The organism is Bradyrhizobium genosp. SA-4 str. CB756 (genome assembly GCF_000473125.1).
GTDB lineage: Bacteria > Pseudomonadota > Alphaproteobacteria > Rhizobiales > Xanthobacteraceae > Bradyrhizobium > Bradyrhizobium arachidis.
Genome location: NZ_KI421499.1, coordinates 1,574,635 through 1,594,817, shown reverse-complemented (window position 1 = coordinate 1,594,817; position 20,183 = coordinate 1,574,635). Strand labels below are relative to the sequence as shown.

General features: G+C 65.7%; 23 protein-coding genes. 3 read left to right on the top strand and 20 right to left on the bottom strand.

Annotation, left to right across the window (positions count from 1 at the left end; genetic code table 11):
- Positions 1–75: 75 nt before the first annotated feature.
- The 9 genes from BRAGE_RS0107720 to BRAGE_RS47970 form a co-directional block, all read right to left on the bottom strand.
- The gene (locus tag BRAGE_RS0107720) at positions 76–990 is read right to left on the bottom strand and encodes a PhzF family phenazine biosynthesis protein (RefSeq protein ID WP_027560167.1); all 915 of its coding nucleotides are present in this window, start codon (positions 988–990) and stop codon (positions 76–78) included.
- A gap of 122 nt (positions 991–1,112) precedes the next feature.
- Positions 1,113–2,006, bottom strand: a complete 894-nt coding sequence (locus BRAGE_RS0107715; RefSeq protein ID WP_027560168.1) for an amidohydrolase family protein — start codon at positions 2,004–2,006, stop codon at positions 1,113–1,115.
- Positions 2,007–2,028: 22 nt separating this feature from the next.
- Positions 2,029–3,270, bottom strand: coding sequence for an MFS transporter (locus BRAGE_RS0107710; RefSeq protein ID WP_027560169.1), 1,242 nt, complete (start codon positions 3,268–3,270; stop codon positions 2,029–2,031).
- A gap of 48 nt (positions 3,271–3,318) precedes the next feature.
- Complete coding sequence (locus BRAGE_RS0107705; protein ID WP_027560170.1) at positions 3,319–4,050, bottom strand: GntR family transcriptional regulator; 732 nt, start codon at positions 4,048–4,050, stop codon at positions 3,319–3,321.
- A gap of 426 nt (positions 4,051–4,476) precedes the next feature.
- Positions 4,477–5,784: an adenylate/guanylate cyclase domain-containing protein gene (locus tag BRAGE_RS0107700; protein ID WP_027560171.1), complete on the bottom strand. Its 1,308-nt coding sequence runs from the start codon at positions 5,782–5,784 to the stop codon at positions 4,477–4,479.
- Positions 5,785–5,895: 111 nt separating this feature from the next.
- Positions 5,896–7,059, bottom strand: coding sequence for an ABC transporter permease (locus tag BRAGE_RS0107695; protein ID WP_027560172.1), 1,164 nt, complete (start codon positions 7,057–7,059; stop codon positions 5,896–5,898).
- Positions 7,056–7,988, bottom strand: coding sequence for an ABC transporter ATP-binding protein (locus BRAGE_RS0107690; RefSeq protein WP_027560173.1), 933 nt, complete (start codon positions 7,986–7,988; stop codon positions 7,056–7,058). The genes BRAGE_RS0107695 and BRAGE_RS0107690 overlap by 4 nt, the downstream gene beginning before the upstream one ends.
- Complete coding sequence (locus BRAGE_RS0107685) at positions 7,985–8,773, bottom strand: HlyD family secretion protein (RefSeq protein WP_027560174.1); 789 nt, start codon at positions 8,771–8,773, stop codon at positions 7,985–7,987. The genes BRAGE_RS0107690 and BRAGE_RS0107685 overlap by 4 nt, the downstream gene beginning before the upstream one ends.
- Positions 8,770–9,459, bottom strand: coding sequence for a TetR/AcrR family transcriptional regulator (locus tag BRAGE_RS47970; RefSeq protein ID WP_027560175.1), 690 nt, complete (start codon positions 9,457–9,459; stop codon positions 8,770–8,772). Before BRAGE_RS47970 ends, BRAGE_RS0107685 begins: the two co-directional genes overlap by 4 nt.
- 108 nt (positions 9,460–9,567) lie before the next feature.
- Between BRAGE_RS47970 and BRAGE_RS0107675 the strand changes: the two genes are divergently transcribed.
- The 3 genes from BRAGE_RS0107675 to BRAGE_RS0107665 are packed head-to-tail and all read left to right on the top strand — an operon-like array spanning position 9,568 to position 10,790.
- A complete protein-coding gene (locus BRAGE_RS0107675; protein ID WP_027560176.1) occupies positions 9,568–9,903 on the top strand; it encodes an ArsR/SmtB family transcription factor in 336 nt (111 codons plus the stop codon).
- Complete coding sequence (locus tag BRAGE_RS0107670) at positions 9,900–10,361, top strand: SRPBCC family protein (RefSeq protein WP_027560177.1); 462 nt, start codon at positions 9,900–9,902, stop codon at positions 10,359–10,361. Before BRAGE_RS0107675 ends, BRAGE_RS0107670 begins: the two co-directional genes overlap by 4 nt.
- A 15-nt stretch (positions 10,362–10,376) precedes the next feature.
- Positions 10,377–10,790: a GFA family protein gene (locus tag BRAGE_RS0107665; RefSeq protein ID WP_027560178.1), complete on the top strand. Its 414-nt coding sequence runs from the start codon at positions 10,377–10,379 to the stop codon at positions 10,788–10,790.
- A gap of 67 nt (positions 10,791–10,857) precedes the next feature.
- On the opposite strand, the gene adhP is transcribed toward BRAGE_RS0107665, so the two are convergent.
- The 11 genes from adhP to BRAGE_RS0107610 form a co-directional block, all read right to left on the bottom strand.
- Entirely contained in the window at positions 10,858–11,883 is a 1,026-nt protein-coding gene (gene adhP / locus BRAGE_RS0107660) for an alcohol dehydrogenase AdhP (RefSeq protein WP_027560179.1), read from the bottom strand.
- 141 nt (positions 11,884–12,024) lie between these two features.
- Positions 12,025–12,435 carry a DUF2000 family protein gene (locus BRAGE_RS0107655; RefSeq protein WP_027560180.1) on the bottom strand — a complete coding sequence of 137 codons (411 nt, stop codon included), beginning with the start codon at positions 12,433–12,435 and terminating at the stop codon, positions 12,025–12,027.
- Positions 12,436–12,554: 119 nt separating this feature from the next.
- Entirely contained in the window at positions 12,555–12,944 is a 390-nt protein-coding gene (locus tag BRAGE_RS0107650) for a DUF4189 domain-containing protein (RefSeq protein WP_027560181.1), read from the bottom strand.
- Positions 12,945–13,170: 226 nt separating this feature from the next.
- A complete protein-coding gene (locus tag BRAGE_RS0107645) occupies positions 13,171–14,775 on the bottom strand; it encodes an NTP transferase domain-containing protein (RefSeq protein WP_027560182.1) in 1,605 nt (534 codons plus the stop codon).
- Positions 14,772–15,473, bottom strand: a complete 702-nt coding sequence (locus tag BRAGE_RS0107640; protein ID WP_027560183.1) for an XdhC family protein — start codon at positions 15,471–15,473, stop codon at positions 14,772–14,774. The genes BRAGE_RS0107645 and BRAGE_RS0107640 overlap by 4 nt, the downstream gene beginning before the upstream one ends.
- 2 nt (positions 15,474–15,475) lie before the next feature.
- On the bottom strand, positions 15,476–15,799 hold the full coding sequence (locus tag BRAGE_RS0107635; protein WP_008564652.1) for an XdhC family protein: 324 nt from the start codon (positions 15,797–15,799) through the stop codon (positions 15,476–15,478).
- A gap of 10 nt (positions 15,800–15,809) precedes the next feature.
- Complete coding sequence (locus BRAGE_RS0107630) at positions 15,810–17,012, bottom strand: vWA domain-containing protein (protein WP_027560184.1); 1,203 nt, start codon at positions 17,010–17,012, stop codon at positions 15,810–15,812.
- Between the two features lie 142 nt (positions 17,013–17,154).
- Entirely contained in the window at positions 17,155–18,078 is a 924-nt protein-coding gene (locus BRAGE_RS0107625; protein WP_027560185.1) for an AAA family ATPase, read from the bottom strand.
- 60 nt (positions 18,079–18,138) lie between these two features.
- Positions 18,139–18,945, bottom strand: coding sequence for an FAD binding domain-containing protein (locus BRAGE_RS0107620; RefSeq protein WP_027560186.1), 807 nt, complete (start codon positions 18,943–18,945; stop codon positions 18,139–18,141).
- A gap of 29 nt (positions 18,946–18,974) precedes the next feature.
- The gene (locus BRAGE_RS0107615) at positions 18,975–19,460 is read right to left on the bottom strand and encodes a (2Fe-2S)-binding protein (RefSeq protein WP_027560187.1); all 486 of its coding nucleotides are present in this window, start codon (positions 19,458–19,460) and stop codon (positions 18,975–18,977) included.
- A 134-nt stretch (positions 19,461–19,594) separates the two neighbouring features.
- On the bottom strand, positions 19,595–20,041 hold the full coding sequence (locus tag BRAGE_RS0107610; RefSeq protein ID WP_027560188.1) for an SRPBCC family protein: 447 nt from the start codon (positions 20,039–20,041) through the stop codon (positions 19,595–19,597).
- Positions 20,042–20,183 lie beyond the last annotated feature (142 nt).

Below are 20,183 nucleotides of genomic sequence, written 5' to 3'. Positions count from 1 at the left end.
ATCCACCAACTCTGCCGCCCGATGGATTCCGGGCTCAGCGCTTCGCGCTGCCCCGGAATGACGAGCGGAAAGAGCTCACCCCTCCCCCGCCAGCTTGAACGTCCCTTCCATCATCTGCACGCAGCTGCCGCCGACATGGGCGGACAAAATCTTGCCGCCCTGCTTGCGCACGCGCGTCTGGAGGATGCTGGGCCGGCCCATGTCGAAGCCCTGGCCAATGGTCAGCTTCAATTCACCGTCACGCGTGGGATCGAGATCGGCAAACAGCGCCGCGGCGGCGACCGTGGCACTGCCGGTGGCGGGGTCCTCGACGAGACCGCTGGCGCCGCGCATGAACATCCGCGCCTGCCGCTCGCAAGGCGCCTCCGCTGGCGGCACATCGCGCGTATAGAACCACACCGAGCGGGCGCCGTCGCGCGGCAAGACCTTGCCGTAGGCCACAGCATCGGGCCGGGCCCGCTTCAGCGCCTCGCGCGAATGCAGCTCCATCACCAGGAACGCGTTTCCGACGGTAACGACATGTGGTGCGTGGTTGTCGGTCTTGACGTCATCCGCACTCAGCGAGATGCAGCTCGCGGCCTCAGCCGGTGACAACGGCGCATACCGCGCCAGGGGCTGCGGCGCGGTGAGCTCGGTCCTGATCACCCGGCCCTGCTCCCGCACGATCTCGACCGGCACGAGACCGGCCTTCTCCTCGAACAGCAGGCGCGGCTTCGGCTCCTTCGCCATCGAGGCGAGCACAAAGGCAGTGCCGACATTGGGATGGCCGGCAAAGGCAATCTCCTGCACCGGCGTGAAGATGCGAACCTCGGCGTCATTGGCCTTGTCGCGCGGCGGCAGCACGAAGGTCGTCTCGGAATAGTTGAACTCGGTCGCGACCGCCTGCATCTGCGTGGTCGACAAGCCGCCGGCATCGAGCACCACGGCGAGCTGATTGCCGCCGAAGGCGCGGTCGGTGAACACGTCGACGGTGATGTAGCGGCGCTGCATCGTCACTTCCCCATGCAAGTCGCGGCCACGACCGGCCGCATCGCGCGGCAGTCTACAGGCCGGCGACATCGTCCGTCATGCCCCAAAATTGAGTGCAATCGGAGCAATGGCGCAAGGGGGAGTCAGAAGCGGAAGAGCGACCGTGGTGACGCCAACACTTGCGCCCGCTCGCTCGCATCAGTGATCATCGTGTCGAGAAATTGCCGGTTCTTCTCGTAGCTCTGCGAAGCCTCGAACTGCGTGTGCGGCCAATCGCTGCCCCACAACAGGCGATCCACGCCGTAGGCGTCGCGCAGCAGCGGATAGGCCGCCTTCGCAAAATCTTCGCCGACCGCGCCATTGCGATACGGCGCGGAGACCTTGACCCAGACGTTCTTCGTCGCGCCGAGCTTCAGCACAGACCGAAAGCCGGGATCGGCGATACCGAGCTTCGGATCCGGCAGCGCGTAGTGATCCAGCACGACGGTAACACCGTGATCGAGCAGCTGCGGCGCGAGCACCGCGAGATCGGACGCATTGCGCTGGACCTCGACCTGCCAGCCCATGGCTTTCACGTTTGCGAGCAGCGCCGTCCACTCGCGGGCGGCGAGATCAGGCAAGGGCTGGCCGACGAGATTGAGACGAATGCCGACCGCGCCGGCGCGGTCGAGCGCGCGCAGCTCGTCCGCGGTGATGGTGGGATCGACCACGGCAATGCCGCGCAGGCGCCCAGCCGCCTGCTTCAGGCATTCGACCAGATAGGAATTGTCGGTGCCGAGAAAGCTCGGCTGCACCAGCACGCCATTCGTCATGCCGTTGCGATCGAGCTGCTCCAGATACAGCGGCAGCGGCGCGTCGTAGTCCGGCGCATAGCGCCGGCCCGGAGCGAGCTTGAGGCCGCGGTGGAAGACATGGGCGTGGGTGTCGATATCAGGCAAGGCCGCCTCACTCCTGGCTGTGGTCGCAACCACCGTGGCGAGCGACGCAAGGCCCGCGCCGAACTGGCGGCGCGTGAGGCCGCGCTGGGCGAATGTCATGGTGGCTACTCCCCATCCGTCGTCAGGCGCGCGTCGCGGCGGTCTGCTCAAAAACCTTGCCGCGGGTCTCGGGGAGCATCAGCACCGCGATCAGCACCAGCGAATAAGCAAACGCCGCATCGATGCCGATCGCCGGTCCAAGCCCGATGTGATCGCTGAGGAAGCCGACCAGGAAGGGGAATGCCGCAGAGACGACGCGGCCGAAATTGTAGCAGAAGCCGACGCCGGTGCCGCGCACGCCGGCGGGATAGAGCTCGCTGAACAGCGCCGCCATGCTGGCCGGGATGCCGGCCGAGAAGAAGCCGAGCGGAAAGCCGAGCACCAGCATCTCGCCATTGGTCAGCGGCGCGAAGATGTAGATCAGCACCGTGATGATGCAGGCGCTGGCGAACAAGGCGACATTGGCCCGGCGGCCGATGCGGTCGCTGATGATGCCGCTCGCGACGCAGCCGCAGAAGAAGGCGACGATGATGACGGCGAGATAGCCGCTGGAACCCAGCACCGACAGGTGCCGCACCTCGCGCAAGTATGTCGGCAGGAAGGTGGTGAGCGCGGCATACCCGCCATGGGCGCCGATGCCGAACAGGCCGCCGATCAGCGTCGAGCGCAGCACGTCGCGATGGAAGATGCCGGAGAGCGTGGCGAAGAACGGCGTCTTATCGGCGGCCACAGATCGCGGTGGCTCCTTCAGGCCGCGCCGGATGAAGATGATGAGGAGCGCCGGCAACAGCCCGAGCGCGAACAGGAGTCGCCAGGCGATGTCTGCCGGCGCATAGGTGAACACGAGCGCCGAGAGCAGCACGGCGGCGCCCCAGCCCACCGCCCAGGCGCTCTGCACCGAGCCGAGCGCCCTGCCGCGATGCTCGGGACGGATGATCTCGGCCATCAGCACCGCGCCGCAGGCCCATTCGGCGCCGAAGCCGAGGCCCTGGATCGCCTTGAGGATCAGGAGCTGGGTGTAGGTCATCGCGAAGGCGCAGGCGAAGGTCGCGAGCGCAAAGGTCGCCACCGTGATCTGCAGCGCCTTGACGCGGCCGAAGCGGTCGCCGAGCGCGCCGCCGATCCAGCCGCCGAACGCGCCGAAGAACAGCGTGATCGAACCGAGCAGGCCGGCATCGGCCTTGCTGATGCCGAAGGCCGCGATCAGCGCGGGGATGGCGAGGCCGAACATCTGCACGTCGAGCGCATCCAGCGCCCAGCCGCCAAAGCTTGCCCAGAACGTGCGCCGCTCCAGCGGCGAGCTTTCACTGTACCAGTTCGACATGTTTCCACCCCTGTACTCGTTGTTGCTTGATGTCGTTGAAAGGCCGCGTCAGCGGATCTCGGCGTGGTAGCGGAAGCGATCCGCCGGGCCACGCGAGCGGCGCCATTCGATCGGCCGCCGCTCGAGGTCGAGCGCAAGGCGTTCGATCACGATCAGCGGCGCGCCGGTCTCGAGCCTGAGCAGGCGCGCCTGCATCTCATTGGCGGTCTCGACCGTCAGGATTTCCTCGGCGGAGACCACCACCTCGCCGCAGCGCTCCTCGTAGAGCGGGTACAGCAAGTCGCCGAATTCGGCGGTGTCGATGTCGAGGATCTTTGCGAAGCGCGACTGCTGGAGCCAGATCTCTTCGGCGAGCAACGGCACGTCGTCGATCAGGCGCAGGCGCGACAGGCTGATCACGGGCTCACCGACGGGAATGCGCAGCGCGGAGGCGACGGCCGAATTCGCCGGCACGCTTTTGCGGCGGATGATGCGGCTCTTCGGCACGCGCCGCTCGCCGCTCTCGGACTGGAAGCGGAAGAAGCGGAACAGCGAGGAGTTGAAGCGCGCGCGGCGCACGAAGGTGCCGCGGCCCTGCTGGCGCTCCAGCACGGCATCGCTGACGAGCTGGTCGATCGCCTTGCGCACGGTGCCGATGGCGACGCCGTAATGCGCACCGAGCTCGGCCTCCGACGGGATCGGCTCGCCCGGCCGCCACTCATTGCGGTTGATCCGCGCGGCGAGGTCGTCGCGCAGGCGCTGGTAGCGCGGCAGGCGGTCGTCGTGCGGGGCTGCATTCATCTAGTCATATAGATGACTAGATGAGATGGGAGTCAAGCACTACGAAAATACCGCGCACGGGGAGAAGGCGGAAAGCGATGTCGGGCCGGCAGACCTGCCGGCCCGACGCCGCTCGCGTCAGTTTGTTGCCTTGGGCATGCAGGGCGGCTGCTTGTAAGGCGCCGAGGCAAACGCCCCTGCCGCTGGCGCTCTCACGCAATCCGCAGTTGCCGAAGGCTGGGCGTGGCGCGGGATCACGTCGCGGGCGGCAGCGGCCTGCATCTGGCAGACGGCCGCAGCGATGAGGATGGCTGAGACAAGGGTCAATCGGGACATGGATCTTCTCCGCATGGCAAACGGAAGCCGAGAGCTTTCGACTTCCTGAGTGCGAGAGCGGAAAACGAGGCGGGATATTTCATCACGCGCATTCAACGAAATGCGAGCAGTCTATCCCAGTTGAAACACCGGCACCGGCCGCTCGTAGCCGCGCACCTCGACTTCGCCGAGCGCGACGGCATCCTTGCCGTCATCGCCGAGGGCCTCGCGCACCGACGCGGAGATCAACAGCTGCGAGCCGAACTCCTTGTTCAAAGCTTCAAGCCGCGAGGCGAAGTTCACGGTGTCGCCGATGACAGTGTATTCCTTGCGCCGGGGCGAGCCGATATTGCCGGCGACGACCTCGCCAAAATGGATGCCGATGCCGATCCGCAGCGGCCAGCTCGTCTCTGCATTGATGCGGTCCATCGCGGTCAGCATCTCGCGGCCGGCCGCGACCGCGCGATGCGCGGCATCCGAGGCCTCCAGCGGCGCGCCGAACAGGGCGAGAAAGCCGTCACCGAGAAACTTGTTCACGATGCCGCCCTCGCGATCGAGGATGTCGACCAGCACAGCGAAGGCGCCGTCGAGCCGGTCGACCACCTCCTGCGGCGTGCGCGACTGCGCACCGGCGGTGAAGCCGCGGAAATCGACGAACATCACGGCGACGCGTCGGATATCGCCGCTGGCGCTGGTGCCCTCCGCCATCAGCCGTTCGACGACCTGCGGCGAGACGTGCTGGCCGAACAGGTTGGTGACGCGGTCGCGCGCGGTGGCCGCCGCGATGCTCGCGGCAAATTGCCGCCGCAACCGCGCGCCGACGGCTCCCGCCAGCACGCCGCAGATCAGGAGGATGACGCTGCGCACCGCGTGGAAATAGGTCTGTGGCTCGCCGACGCCGCTGTCAGGATCATAAATCAGCGCGACGGCGAACAGCTGCGACGCGGCGACAAAGCCGGTGAAGGTAGACAGCCAGAAATCGAGCCGCAGGGTCGAGAGAATGACGAAGATGAAGTAGACCAGCGGCACCGCGAAGCCGAGCGCCTGGCTCGCGCCCATGGTCCGGATTTGCAGAAGGAGGATGAGCGTGGGCAGCGACGTCTCGATGAGCGCACCGATGTAGCGCCGGGCCACCGGCAGATCGCGATTGAGCCTGAGGTTCCGCCTGATCTGGGCGTAAATCCACACCTCGAGCAGGATGAAGCCGATCAGAAGGCCGTATTCCTTGACGAGCCCGCCCGTACCACGCCAGACCCGGTTCACGACGGCAGGGTCGATCAAATACATCGTGGTGAGGAGGATGATGATGACGCATCCGGTCATGATCAGCGCCCGCACCCGCAACAGCTCGGTGCGCAGCACCTCCCGCGTCAGCTCGCGCTCGTAATCCTCCGACAAGGCGGCATGCTGCCGGGCCTTCCTGCTCGCAAACCTGGCCATCATTCCCCCTGCTCGTTCCGGGGCGCGACGCAATCGCGAACCCGGAATCTCGAGATTCCGGGTTCGACGCTATCGCATCGCCCCGGAATGACTCTCAAGGGGCAGTTTGCCTCAATCCAGCGTGCGGCGGAAGCGCGTCACGGCGATGACCATGGCAAGCAGCATCAAGGCCGCCAGCGCCAGGGCGTCGAACCGCAGATTCTGCATGGTCGCGCCCTTCAGCATGATGGCGCGGACGATGCGCAGATAATGCGTCAGCGGCAGGCCTTCGCCGAGATATTGCGCCCAGGCCGGCATGCCTGCGAACGGGAACATGAAGCCGGACAGCAGGATGCTCGGCAGGAAGAACATCATCGACATCTGCATGGCCTGGAGCTGGTTCTGCACCACGGTCGAGATGGTGTAGCCGATCGCGAGATTGGTGGTGATAAACAGTGTCGAGAGCAGCGCCAGCAGAAACAGATTGCCGAGCACGGGCACGCCGAACAGGAACACGCCGATGCCGATGATGAGGAAAGCCTGGACGAAGCCGACCAGCACGTAAGGGATGATCTTGCCGAACATCACCTCGACCGGCTTGATCGGCATCGACAGCAGGCTCTCCATGGTGCCGCGCTCGACCTCGCGCGTGACCGACAGCGCGGTGAAGATCAGCATGGTCATGGTGAGGATGGTGCCGACCAAGCCCGGCACGATGTTGAGGCTGGAGGCCGCCGCCGGATTGTAGCGCGCATGCGCCCGGATCTCGAACGGCATCTCCGGGGGATCGCCGATATAGAGATCGTGCGCGAGCGCGGTCTGCACCACCATGCCGAGCGAGCCAAGCGCGGAGCTCGCCGCCACGGGATCAGTGGCGTCGGCCGCAACCAGCAGCGCCGGCTTGTCGCCGCGCCGCACCGCCCGCTCGAAGCCGCGCGGGATCTCGACGCCGAACAGCACCTTGCCGGATTTCAGCAGATTGTCGAAATCGTCGACGTCGTGCACCTCGTAGATGAAGCGGAAATAGGCGGTGTTCTCCAGCGCCTTCAGGATCGAGCGGGCGAGATCGGAATCCTCCTGGAGCAGCACGGCACTGGGCAGGTGGTGCGGTGTGGTGTTGATGGCATAGCCGAACAACAGAAGCTGCATCACCGGCAGCATCACGATCATCGCGAACGAGACGCGGTCGCGCCTCAGCTGGATGAACTCCTTGATCAGCATCGCATAGGAGCGCTTCCAGAAGCCGAAGCGTTCGCGGATTTCGTGCCGTGGTGCGGCTTGATCGACAGCGCTCATTGGAAATTATCCTTGGAGCGGCTCATCAGCTCGATGAAGACGTCTTCGAGCGAGGGCGAGGATTTGTGCCAGTGCAGGCCGCTCTTTTCGCGCCAGGGCGCGATGCTGGCCTCTAACGCGGTCACGTCGCGCCCCGAGACGTGCAGCGAGGTTCCGAACGGAGCCACCATGTCGATGCCGGGCTTGCCCGTGAGCTCGGCCGTGAGGCCGTTCAGGTCTTCGCCCGTGACGGTGTAGGTCGAGAGCGCGGATCCCGCGATCACCTCCTCGACCGTGCCGTGGGTCAGCAAATGACCATAGGCGATATAAGCGATCTCGTGGCAGCGCTCGGCTTCGTCCATGTAGTGGGTCGAGACCAGCACGGTCAGCCCTTCAGCCGCAAGCGCGTGGATCTCGTTCCAGAAATCGCGCCGCGCCTTGGGATCGACGCCGGCGGTCGGCTCGTCCAGCAGCAGCAGCTTTGGATTGGGCAGCGTGCAGGCGCCCAGCGCCAGCCGTTGCTTCCAGCCGCCGGAGAGCTCGCCCGCGAGCTGCTCCTCGCGCCCCGAGAGCCCGAGCCGCTTGATCATGTCGCGCGCGGCGCCGCGCGCATCGGTGAGGCCATAGAGCCGCGCGACGAATTCGAGGTTCTCGCGCACCGACAGGTCCTGATACAGGCTGAAGCGCTGGGTCATGTAGCCGACCTGGCGCTTGATCTTCTCGGCGTCCTTCAGGATGTCGTAGCCGAGGCAGGTGCCCTCGCCGCTGTCGGGCGTCAGCAGGCCGCAGAGGATGCGGATGGTCGTGGTCTTGCCCGACCCGTTCGGCCCGAGGAAGCCGTAGATCGAGCCGCGCTTCACCTGCATCGACAGATCGTGCACGACCTCGCGCCCGCCGAACGATTTGGTCAGGCCCTTGACGTCGATCGCGATGTCGTTGCGGCCGTTCATCGCTTGTCCGCCACCGGCGTCTTCGGGTTGAGATAGACGTTGATCGGCTGGCCGACGCGCAGGGCGTCGGGGCGCGAGGGCCGCGCCTGGATCAGGTAGACCAGCTTGTTGCGCTCCTCGAGGCTGTAGATGACGGGCGGGGTGTACTCCGCCGAGGTCGCGATGAAATAGATCTTGGCGGTGAGGTCGGCGGCGCAATTGTCGCAGGCGATCCGCACCGTGTCGCCGATCGTAAGCTTCGGCAGCTCGGTCTCCGGCACGAAGAAGCGCAGCTTCATGTTGCCGGGCGGCATGATCGACAGCACCGGCCGCTGTGCCGCCACCATCTCGCCCTCACGGAAATAGATCTGCTGGATGGTGCCGGCGACCGGCGCAAAGCCCTTGCGCCGCGCCATCCGCGTCTCCGACGTCGCCACCCGCGCTTCGGCAACGCGCAAGGCCGACACCGCGGAGTCGAGATTGGCCTGCGTGCCCGATCCGGTCTTGCTCAGCGAGGCCGCGCGGTCATAGGTCTGCTGGGCGTTCGCCAGCGTCGCCTTGTTCTGGTTGAGGTCGGCGAGCTGGAGGTCGTCGTCGACCGAATAGAGGTGATCACCGACCTTGACCTCGTCGCCTTCGCGCACGTTCAGTTTCGTGACCCGGCCTGCTTCATCCGGGCTGACGAAGATCATGTCGGCCTCGACCCAGCCCTGGAAGCCGGGATCGCGCTTCTCGTTGCAGCCGGCGAGGCCGGTTGCGAGCACGAGCGCCAATGCAAATGTCAAAAATACCCGCGACGACCTCATGTCGTCCTCCGTTCACCAAAAATCAAATCGAGATGGACACGCAGCATGTCCTGCGCATCGAGTGGCGCGTGCCGCGCAAACAGGCTCTGCCAGATCACCGCGATCATCGCGGGCGCGACCAGGATCTGCGGATAGCGCGCGAGGTCCTTCTCCTGGATCTCGCCACGGGCGATGCCGAGCTCGATCAGGGTGCGCATCGTGGCGATGCCGCGCGAGACGACCTCGCGGTAGTAGAAGTCGGCGACGGAAGGAAAGCGCGGCCCCTCCGCCACGATCAGGCGCACCAGATCGCCGCGCCTCGTGCCGATCACTTCCTTCAGGAAATTGCGGGCGAAGGCCTCGACGAGATCGCGCACCGAGCCCGCCGGCGGCGGCAACTCCGTCAACCGCGCCACCACGGGCACGATGACGATGCGCACCAGCTCCTCGAACATCGATTCCTTGTCCTTGAAGTGCAGGTAGATCGTGCCCTTGGCGACACCGGCGCGCCTGGCGATGTCGTCGAGCCGCGTCGCCGCGAAGCCGCGCGCGATGAACTCCTCCATCGCGGCCTCCACGATCGCGGCACGCCGTTCCGCTGCGCGTGTGGCGCGGTTCGAGGCAGGTCCCTCCTCGCTCGCTGCGAGGACGTTCGCGCTGGTGCGAGCTGCGGGGGACATGGCGGCTTTGGTCGACTTCTTTGGCATCCTCAATTTATGACTGACTAGTCAGTCATAGTCAAGCAAAGGACGCAACGCAATTCGGCCAACGAATTAGTGTTGACTAATTCATTAGCATTCGCTAATTGAACTCGCATGATTGAGCCCGCCCCAAATCCCGTCACCACCGTGATGCGCGCCCTCGCCGATCCGACCCGCCGCGCGGTGTTCGAGCGTGTGTTCGAGAGCAAGGAGATCAGCGTCGCCGAGCTGACCCGCGGCAGCGGCGTCACCCAAGGCGCGATCTCGCAGCACCTGAAATCGTTGAAACAGGCCGGCCTCGTCGCTGAGCGCGCCGAGGGCCGCAACGTCTATTACCGCGCCGCGCCGCAAGGCCTCGCACCGCTGGTCACCTGGATGGACCATTACGGCGTGTTCTGGCGCGAGCGCTTCCAGAACCTGCGTGACCTCTTGAAGGAGATCGACCCGTGAGTGCAGCCGCGTTGCAAGCCGAGACAAAAGACATCGTCATCGACGAGGTGCTCCCTCATACACCGGAGACGGTCTGGAAGGTGCTGACCAATGCGCAGCTGATCGCGCGCTGGCTGATGCAGCCGACCGGGTTCGAAGCGGTCGAAGGCAAGTCTTTCACGTTCCAGACCACGCCGGGCGGCAATTGGGACGGCGTCATTCATTGCCGCGTTCTCGAAGTCGTGGCTTTCAGGCGCCTCGTCTACGCCTGGAAGGGCGGCGATGCGCGCAACACCGGCTACGGCGCGCCGCTCGACACCGTGGTGACCTGGTCCCTCACCCCGGTCGAGGCCGGCACGCGGATCCGGCTCGTTCATGCCGGCTTCGTCCTGCCGAGGAACGAGTCGGCCTACACGGTCATGAGCGGCGGCTGGAAGAAGGTCGTCAAACAGCTCGATGAGATCAGCGGCGAAGAGTGAGCGGGAGATTTTTCGATGACAAAGCCCTTTACCGGCGGCTGCGCCTGCGGCGCCATCCGCTATTCGATTCTTGGCGAGCCGCTGTTCAGCAATCACTGCCAGTGCCGGGACTGCCAGCGGGAAAGCGGCAGCGGACACGGCTCGTACGCGACCTTCGCGCGCGCCGGCGTCACGCTGACGGGCGAAGCGAAGCACTGGGACATGGTCGGCGACAGCGGCAATGTGAAGACGCGCGGCTTCTGTCCGCAGTGCGGCCTGCCGGTCTATATGACCTTCGCCGCCATGCCCGAGATCTTCACCATCCGTGCCGCCAGCCTCGACGAGCCCGCCCGCTACAAGCCGCAAGCCGTGACTTACGCCGCGCGCGCCCATGATTGGGATCGCCTCGACCCCGACTTGCCGACATTCGCAGGCATGCCGCCGGGCTGAGGCGCCAGATTCCCGTTTCGACGCGTTTTCTTTATGCGAACCGGTATCCAATTCGCTCGAAAACGCTTCAAGCAAAATCCAGCACCATGCGGCCGTCGATCTTGCCGGCCTTCATCCGATCGAAGACGTCGTTGATTTGCGCAAGCGGCACCTTCGCCACCTCGGCCTTGACCTTGCCGTCGGCGGCGAAGGCGATGGCTTCGTCGAGATCGCGCCTCGTGCCGACGATGGAGCCGCGCACGGTGATGCGCTTGAGCACGACGTCGAAGATCGGCGTCGGGAATTCACCCGGCGGCAGGCCGACCAGGCTCACGGTGCCCTTGCGGCGCACCATCTTCAGGGCCTGCGCGAACGCGGCGGTCGAGACCGCGGTCACCAGCACACCGTGGGCCCCTCCGCCGGTTGCCGTCAGCACCTTGTCCACGGCATCGGCTTCAAGCGCGTTGACCGCGAGATCGGCGCCGGTCTCGCGTGCGAGCGCAAGCTTGTCCTCGGCAATATCGATGGCGGCGATCTTGAACCCCATCGCCTTGGCGTACTGGACCGCGACATGACCAAGCCCGCCGACGCCTGAGATCGCGACCCACTCGCCGGGCCGCGCGTCGGTCTCCTTCAGTCCCTTGTAGGTGGTGACGCCGGCGCAGAGGATCGGCGCGATGGCGGCGAAGTCGATCGTCGCCGGCAGCTTGGCGGCGAAGGCGGCCGAGGCGATGACGTATTCGGCAAAGCCGCCATTCACGCTGTAGCCGGTGTTGTGCTGGTGCTCGCACAGCGTCTCCCAGCCGGTCTGGCAATATTCGCAAGCCATGCACGCATCGTGCAGCCAGGCGACGCCGACGGCATCGCCGACCTTGAGATTTTTCACGCCGGGCCCGAGCGCGGCCACGATGCCGGCGGCCTCATGGCCGGGAATGAAGGGCGGCGCCGGCTTCACCGGCCAGTCGCCGGCGGCGGCGTGCAAGTCGGTGTGGCAGACGCCGCACGCTTTCACCTTGACCAAGACCTCGCCGGGGCCGGGCTGCGGCACCGGCACGTCCTCGATCACCAGCGGCTTGCCGAATTGTTTGACGATGGCGGCTTTCATGGTCGGCATGGGTCTGCTCCGTTGCAAGGATTGGAGCAGACTAGCGATGCCGCGCGGCGTGCCCTTGATTGGAGTCAAACGGCGCAAATTTATGCGCCGCAGGCAGCATGATGACAGGGACGTGATGGCGCAGGCTAAGTGGACACCGCGTCAGCTATGGAACTTCAATCCATCGACGATCTTGTCGATCACCTTGCGCTCAGCGCGCATCGCGATCCCGACGAGGTTGAGATCGGTGCGCGCCACCACCCTCACCGCCTCGCGATTGGCGGCATCGTGCGTGGTCTTGAACATATCCTCGGTATAAACCGCCGGCTTCACGTTGCGCGTCAGCGCACGATCGAGCGCCCGCGACAGCGCGGGGCCGTCGGCGGCGTAGATCAGGATCGGCTGGCCGATCAGCGACTGATATTTTGTACCAGAGGCGTCCTCGTAGGGCTCACCGATGCATTCGGGAAATGCAGCGGCGATGCCGCTGGTGAGAAAGGACGCGACGTTGAGCTTCTGCCAGGCCTGAAGATCGGTGCGGATCACGACGGCGATCTTGGTATCGAATTGCATGCATCTCTCCACAAAATGTCATTCCGGGATGCGCCGTCAGGCGCAGACCCGGAATCTGGAGATTGTTGCACGAGATTCCGGGTTCGCGCTACGCGCGCCCCGGAATGACAGCGAGAGGATTACCCCTTGGCGTCGCAGGCCCAGGCGCGGATCACGCATTCCTTGCCGCCATATTTGTAGCATTCGCGCGTGGCGGCATTGAGCGAGGCGGAGATCTTCGGCTTGACGGCGTAGCCATAAGCGCCGCAGGGGTTGGCGAGATCGACCGACATCGCGGCGCAGGCGCGCTTCATCGTGACCGTTGTGCATTCACCCTTGCACTGCTTCTGCGCCGCGGCGCGCGCCTCGTGCTCGGCGCCGTAATCATAGGCCTGGCCATAGGCGCCACACTTGCCGACCGCAATGGCGCCGGCCGCGTGCGCATCCGTAATGTGGCGCGCGCCCGCGACACACACCGACAGCGCAAAGAAAAACATCGCGCAACGGCGCGCGACGGCATTCGAAGTCATGGAAAGCCCCTCCCCCCAAGGCAGGTGGAGGGGACTCTAAGCGGCGGTCGTTTCCACTTGGTGAACGAGTGGTTGAAATCCGCCACTTTGGAGGTGCCGTAGGGTAGGCAAAGGCGCGAAGCGCCGTGCCCACCATCCACATCGTCATTCAAGATCGGTGGGCACGCTTCCGCCGTCGCTCCTCGAGCTATGGCGGACAAGTCGCTTTGCCCACCCTACGGCAGCGTCATCCGCGGCGTGCCGCTTCCAGGGCCTGCGGCGTGTCGATGTCGAGGAAGGCGCTCTCGCCATCGACAGGCACTTCGGCGACCGCCTCGGTGTGCTTGGCGATCAGATGCCGCGCGCCGACATCGCCGTCGAGCGTCATCAGCTCCTTGAAGAAGCGGCGCGACCACAGCACAGGGTTGCCGCGGCGGCCTTCGCTCACGGGGACGACGATCAGGTTGCCGCGGTCCGGTGCAAAGCCGTCGATGAGGCGGTCGATCAGGCCGGCATCGATCAGCGGCATGTCGCCGAGACAGACGATCGCGCCGTCGCAGGTCTCCGGCACGGCGGCGATGCCGGCCTTGACCGAGCTTGCGATGCCGCCGGCAAAATCCGGATTCTTGACGAAGCGCACCTTCAGGCCTGCGAGCGCCTGCTCGACCAGCTCGGTCTGATGGCCGGTGACGACGATCACCTCGGATGCCTTGGACGCCAGCGCCTGCTCGGTGGCGATCCGCACCAGCTTCTTGCCGTCGAGCTCGGCGAGCAGCTTGTTCGGTCCGCCCATGCGCGTCGAGCGGCCCGCCGCGAGCACGATAGCCGCAACCTGGCTGTTGCCCTCGGTCTCGGGCTGGGCGCGCGGCTGCGGCCGCGTCACGATCTCCATCAGGAGGCCGCCAACGCCCATGCCCATCAGCTCGGGGCGTGTCACCTTGATGCCGGCGAGCAGCCGCATCAGCACCCAGTCAAAACCGTTCTCGACCGGCGAGCGGGCGCAGCCCGGCGCGCCCAGCACCGGCACGCCGCCGGCCCGCGCGATCAGCAGCAAATTGCCGGGATCGACCGGCATGCCGAAATGCTCGATTTCGCCGCCGATGCCGGTCACGGCCGCCGGAATGACGTCGCGACGATCGGCAATCGCGGACGCGCCGAACACGATGACGAGCTCGGCCCCTAAGCCAAGCAATTCCTTGATCGCCGCCGACAGCGCGTGTTCGTCGTGCTGGACCCGCCGCTCGGCGATGATGCTGGCGCCGGCCGGCGCGAGGCGCTCGGTGGTGACGCGCAGGGTCTTGTCGACGACCTTCGACGACAGGCCCGGCAGCAGCGTCGAGACCACGCCGACGCGCTTGATGACGTACGGCGCAACCTTCAGCACGTCCTTGCCGGCCGCCTTCACTGCGGCATCGCGCAAGGTCCCTTCGACGCCGAACGGGATGATCTTGACGGTGCCGACCATCTCGCCCTCGACCACGGGCTTGTAGGCGGTGAGCGTCGCGAAGGTGATGGCCTCGTCGATATTGTTGATGCGGTCGACCGCGGCGCGGTCGATCACCAGCACGCCGGGCTGGGCGGCGAACAGATTGGCGCGGCCGGTGAAGGCGCGCTCGACATGGATGCCCTCGCCGCCGACCGCAAGCGCGATGCTGGCGGCCGCGACGTCCTCGGAGACATCGCCCGCCTCCATTCGCACCACGACGATGTCCTTGATGCCGGCGCGCGTGAGCGACTCGACCTCGGCAGGCCCGATCGTCGTGCCCTTCTTCAGCACCAGCGGTCCCTGGCGCAGGGTGTGGACGGTCACCCCGCCGATCGCATCCTTGGGGCTCGCCGGTCCGAACTTCATGCCGCTTCTTCTTTTTCTTTGGGTGGCAGGCGGAGCACCGCCGTGATCTCGGCCATGATCGCTACCGCGATCTCGGACGGCGACACCGCGCCGATCGCAAGACCAATGGGCGCGTGGATGCGCGCGATGTCGCTGTCCTTGGCGCCCTGCGCCCGCAGCCGGTCGCCGCGCTTGGCGTGCGTCTTCCGTGAGCCGAGCGCGCCGATATAGAAGCAGTTGCGCTCGAAGGCGTGCAGCAGCGCGGGATCGTCGATCTTGGGATCGTGCGTCACCGCGACGAAGGCGGTGTAGGCATCGACATTGAGCGGCGGCAGCGCCGTGTCCGGCCATTCGGCGACGAGCGGGATGTCGGGGAATCGCTCGGGGCTCGCAAAGGCCGTGCGCGGATCGACCACAGTGACGTCGTAACCGAGCGAGCGCGCCAGCGGCGCCAGGGCCTGGCTGATATGGACCGCACCGATGATCACGAGCTTTGCGGTCGGCGCGTAGACGTTCAGGAACAGCTTCTTTCCGCCAGCCTCGACATTGGCGCTCTTGCCCATGCGAAGTTGCTTGTCCAGCTCAGCGCGCAGCGGGTCTTTTGCGAAGTCCGCAGCCTTCACCAGGCGCTGCTCGCCGCTCTCTGTGTCCGTCACCAAAATGACGGGCCGGCGCGCGGCGCGCTCGGCATTGAGTTCGTGCAGGATCGCGAGCTTCACGGCTAGCCGACCTTCTCGACGAAGACGCGGATGGTGCCGCCGCAGGACAGACCGACATTCCAGGCGGTCTCGTCGGCAACGCCGAATTCCAGCATCTTGGGCTTGCCGCTCTCGATCACGTCCATGGCCTCGGTCACCACGGCGCCCTCGACGCAGCCGCCGGAGACTGAGCCCAGGAACGTGCCCTCGTCGTTGATGACGAGGCTCGAGCCCGCCGGGCGCGGGGCCGAGCCCCAGGTCTCCACCACGGTCGCCAGCGCGACGCCACGGCCGGCCTTCTGCCAGTCCTCCGCCGCCTTCAGGATATCCTCGTCGCGATCGAGCATGGGTGGCCTCTCAAGCTGCGGAGCGGATCAGGCTGCGGTGATGCGGCGGCAGCGGCTGGGAGAGCGTGGTGATCAGCTCCTGGATCGAACTCAAATTATGTACCGGGCGGAATTCGTCAACGTGCGGGAGCATCATTTTGATGCCCTGGGCCTTGGCTTCGAAGCCCCCGAAGCGCAACAGGGGGTTCAGCCAGATCAGCCGCCGGCAGGAGCGGTGCAGCCGGTCCATCTCGAAGGCGAGCCTGGAATCGGCCTCGCGCTCCAGCCCGTCGGAGATCAGCAGCACGATGGCGCCCTGGCTCAGCACCCGCCGCGCCCACAATTTGTTGAAGTTGTGCAGCGAGGCCGAGATCCTCGTGCCGCCGGCCCAGTCCTCGACCGAGGCCGAGCAGCTCGCCAGCGCCTCGTCCGGATCGCGCTGGCGCAGCGCCCGTGTGACATTGGTGAGACGGGTGCCGAACAGAAACACCGACACGCGCTTGCGCGCGTCAGTGATGGCGTGGAGGAAGTGCAGGAACAGGCGAGTGTACTCGCTCATCGAGCCCGAGATATCGAGCAGCGCGACGATCGGCGCCGGCTTCTCGATCCGCCCGAGGCGATGGATGTCGATGATGTCGCCGCCGGTGCGTAAGGACGCGCGCAGCGTGCGGCGCAGGTCGAGGCGCAGCCCACGCGGATCGCGCTGGTGCCGGCGCGTCAGGAGCTCGGCCTGCGGCAGGTGCATCCGCTCGACCGCGCGCAGCGCCTCGCTGATCTCCGCCGCGCTCATCTGCGCAAAATCCTTCTTCTGAAGGATCTCCTTGTCGGAGACCGACAGGCGCAAATCCTGCTCCTGGTGCTGCGGCGTCTCGGTCGTGCGCGGCTGCGACATCGCCTCCTGCACGCGGCGGGCGCCGGCCTGCGGCTTCTTCTTGGCCTGCTCGGGCAGCGGTACCGAATCCAGCATGTGCTTCCATTCCTCGGAGGCACGGAAGAACAGGTTGAAGGCCTGCCTGAAGATCTGCGCATGCTCGTGGCGCTTGACGAAGATCGCCTCCAGCGTGGTGAAGACGTCGGACCGGTTGCCGATGTCGATCACCTGCAGCGCGCTCATGGCATCGATGACGGCGCCCGGCCCGACCGGCATTCCGGCCGCACGCAGCGCGCGGGCGAAGCCGACGATGTTGTCGGCGAACTGCTCGGTTTGCTCCGGGGCAAGGTGGTTGATGGCCATGGTTTCGTATCCATCCCCTCGTCATTCCGGGGCGCGCTTTCTTAGGCGCGAGCCCGGAATCCATACTCCCGATCGTGGTTATGGATTCCGGGCTCGCGACTTCGTCGCGCCCCGGAATGACGGGAGCAGTTATGGCGCGAGATCAATTCTCGCTCGTCGCGTCCTTCAGCACCTTCTGCAAGGCATCGCCCTGCATCCGTGTGATGTCGTCCTGGTACTTGAGCAGCGCGCCCAGCGTGTCGCCGACCACTTGCGGGGTCAGCGAGCGAGCATCGAGCTCCGACAAAGCGGTGGCCCAGTCGATGGTCTCGGCGACACCAGGCGACTTGTAGAAGTCCTGGTTGCGCAGGGCCTGCACGAAGCGCACGACCTGCTGCGAGAGTTTTGCCGAGATGCCGGGCACGCGCGTCTTGACGATGGCAAGCTCGCGCTCGGCGGCGGGATAATCGACCCAGTGGTAGAGGCAGCGCCGCTTCAGCGCGTCGTGGATCTCGCGGGTGCGATTGGAGGTGATGATGACGATTGGCGGATGCGGCGCCTTTACGGTGCCGAATTCAGGGATGGTCACCTGGAAGTCACTGAGGATCTCGAGCAGGTACGCCTCGAACGCCTCGTCGGCGCGGTCGAGCTCGTCGATCAAGAGCACCGGCGGACCGGCCACATCAGGCTCCAGCGCCTGGAGCAGCGGCCGCTTGATCATGTAGCGGTCGGCGAAGATGTCGCTCGAGAGCTGATCGCGATCGGTATCGCCGGCGGCTTCCGCCATCCGGATCGCGATCATCTGCGCGGCGCTGTTCCACTCATAGACCGCGGAGGAAACGTCGAGGCCCTCGTAGCACTGCAGACGGATCAGCTTCCGCCCCAGCGCCGCCGAGAGCACCTTTGCGATCTCGGTCTTGCCGACGCCGGCCTCGCCTTCGAGGAACAGCGGCCGGCCCATGCGCAGCGACAGGTAGGTCACTGTCGCCAGCGACCGCTCGGCGAGATAGCCGCGCGAGGTCAAGAGTTCGAGCATCGCATCGACCGATGCCGGCAAAGCACCGGAAGAATTGGCCGCTGAATTCATGAAAAAGCCAGTCTCGCTACGCCCCACCAGGGACAAGTTTGGCCGAGGCGTGAGGTTCACTCACGCCTTGGCGTTGGCGGCGTCGAGGGCACGCCTCGTCAGCACTCCGATGAGATGCGCCCGATATTCGGCGCTGCCGTGGATGTCGCTGTTGAGGCCGTCCGCCGGCACCTCGATGCCTTCGATCGCCTTCGACGCGAAGCGCTTCTTCAGGGCTTCCTCGAACGCGGTGACGCGGAACACGCCCTCGGAGCCGGCGCCGGTGACGGCGACCCGCACGTCCGACGGACGCCGGGCCACGAACACGCCGACGAGCGCATAGCGCGACGCCTGGTTGCGGAATTTGACGTAGGCCGCCTTCTTCGGCAGCGGGAACATCACCTTGGTGATGATCTCGTCCGCTTCCAGCGCGGTCGAGAACAGGCCCTGGAAATACTCTTCCGCCTTGAGGCGGCGCTTGTTGGTGACGATGGTCGCGCCCAGCGCGAGCACCGCGGCGGGATAGTCGGCGGTCGGATCGTTATTGGCAAGCGAGCCGCCGATCGTGCCCCGGTGGCGCACGGCGGGATCGCCGATCTGGCCGGCGAGATCCGCCAGCGCCGGAATGGCCTCGCCGACGATGGCGGAGGTCGCGACCTCGGCATGCTTGGCGGTGGCGCCGATCACGAGCGAGCGGCCCTTCATCTCGATCGTGTTGAGCCCCTCGATGTGGGAGAGGTCGACCAGATGCGGGGGGCTGGCGAGACGCTGCTTCATGACGGGAATCAGCGTATGGCCGCCGGCGATCACCTTGGCGTCTTCGTTCTTCACCAGGAGGTTGGCGGCCTGCCGCACGGTCCCGGGGCGATGATATTTGAATTCGTACATCTGAATGTCCTGATCGCGGGATGCGCGGGTTAGGCGAGATCGGATTTCGCCATCGCCTTGGCGCCGGCGGAGATCGAGGCGACGATGTTCTGGTAGCCGGTGCAGCGGCAAAGATTGCCTTCCAGTTCTTCCCGGATCGTATGGTCGTCGACCTCGTGGCCCTTGCGATGGACGATGTCGATCGCGGTCATGATCATGCCGGGCGTGCAGAAGCCGCACTGCAGGCCATGGTGCTCGCGGAAGGCCTCCTGCATCGGATGCAGCGGCGCGCCGTCGGCAGCGAGCCCCTCGATCGTCTTGACCTCATGGCCGTCGGCCATCACCGCAAGCGTGGTGCAGGACTTCACGGCCTTGCCGTCGAGATGCACGACGCAGGCGCCGCACTGCGAAGTGTCGCAGCCGACATGGGTGCCGGTCAGTCGCAGATTCTCGCGCAAAAACTGCACCAGGAGCGTGCGGGGATCGACATTGGCCGTTACAGGATTGCCGTTCACGATGAGGGAGATTTTTGCCATAAGCACTCTCTATCAGCACCCCGACGGGTCCCGTCGAAGCGTTCTTATAATTATTCCAACCCATCATATGGGCCATTGTCCCCTGGGGCAACATCGCCCCGGACGCAAGCCGCCATGCCGAAAGGCGATAGGTTTCAGCCCTGTACCGCCTTGGCGAAATTCGCGAAAAACTCGTCGGCCAGTTTCTTGGCGGTGCCGTTGATCAGGCGCTGGCCGAGCTGCGCCAACTTGCCGCCGATCTGCGCCTCGACATCGTAGGAGAGCAGCGTGCCGCCGTCCTTCTCCGCGAGCTTGACCGCCGCACCGCCCTTGGCGAATCCGGCCACGCCGCCCTCGCCTTCACCTGATATCTTGTAGCCGTTCGGCGGGTCGAGATCGCTCAGCATGACCTTGCCCTTGAAGCGCGCCGACACCGGCCCGACCTTCATTTTGGCCGTTGCACGGAAGCCGCCGTCCTCGGTCTTCTCCAGCTCCTCGCAGCCGGGGATGCAGGCCTTGAGCACCTCGGGATCGTTGAGCTTCTCCCAGACGGCCTCGCGCGGCGCCGCAAGCTGGACTTCGCCGTTCATCGTCATGGCCATGGGGCGCCTCCCGGGATATCAGACTTGGATCGCATCAGAATAATATTGCTCAAGTAACGCACGGAGGCCGCAAAGGAAAGGGTGGTCCCCGGTCACGTGCAATGCATATTCGCAACTGCAAAAGGCTTGCGCTGATGGTTGG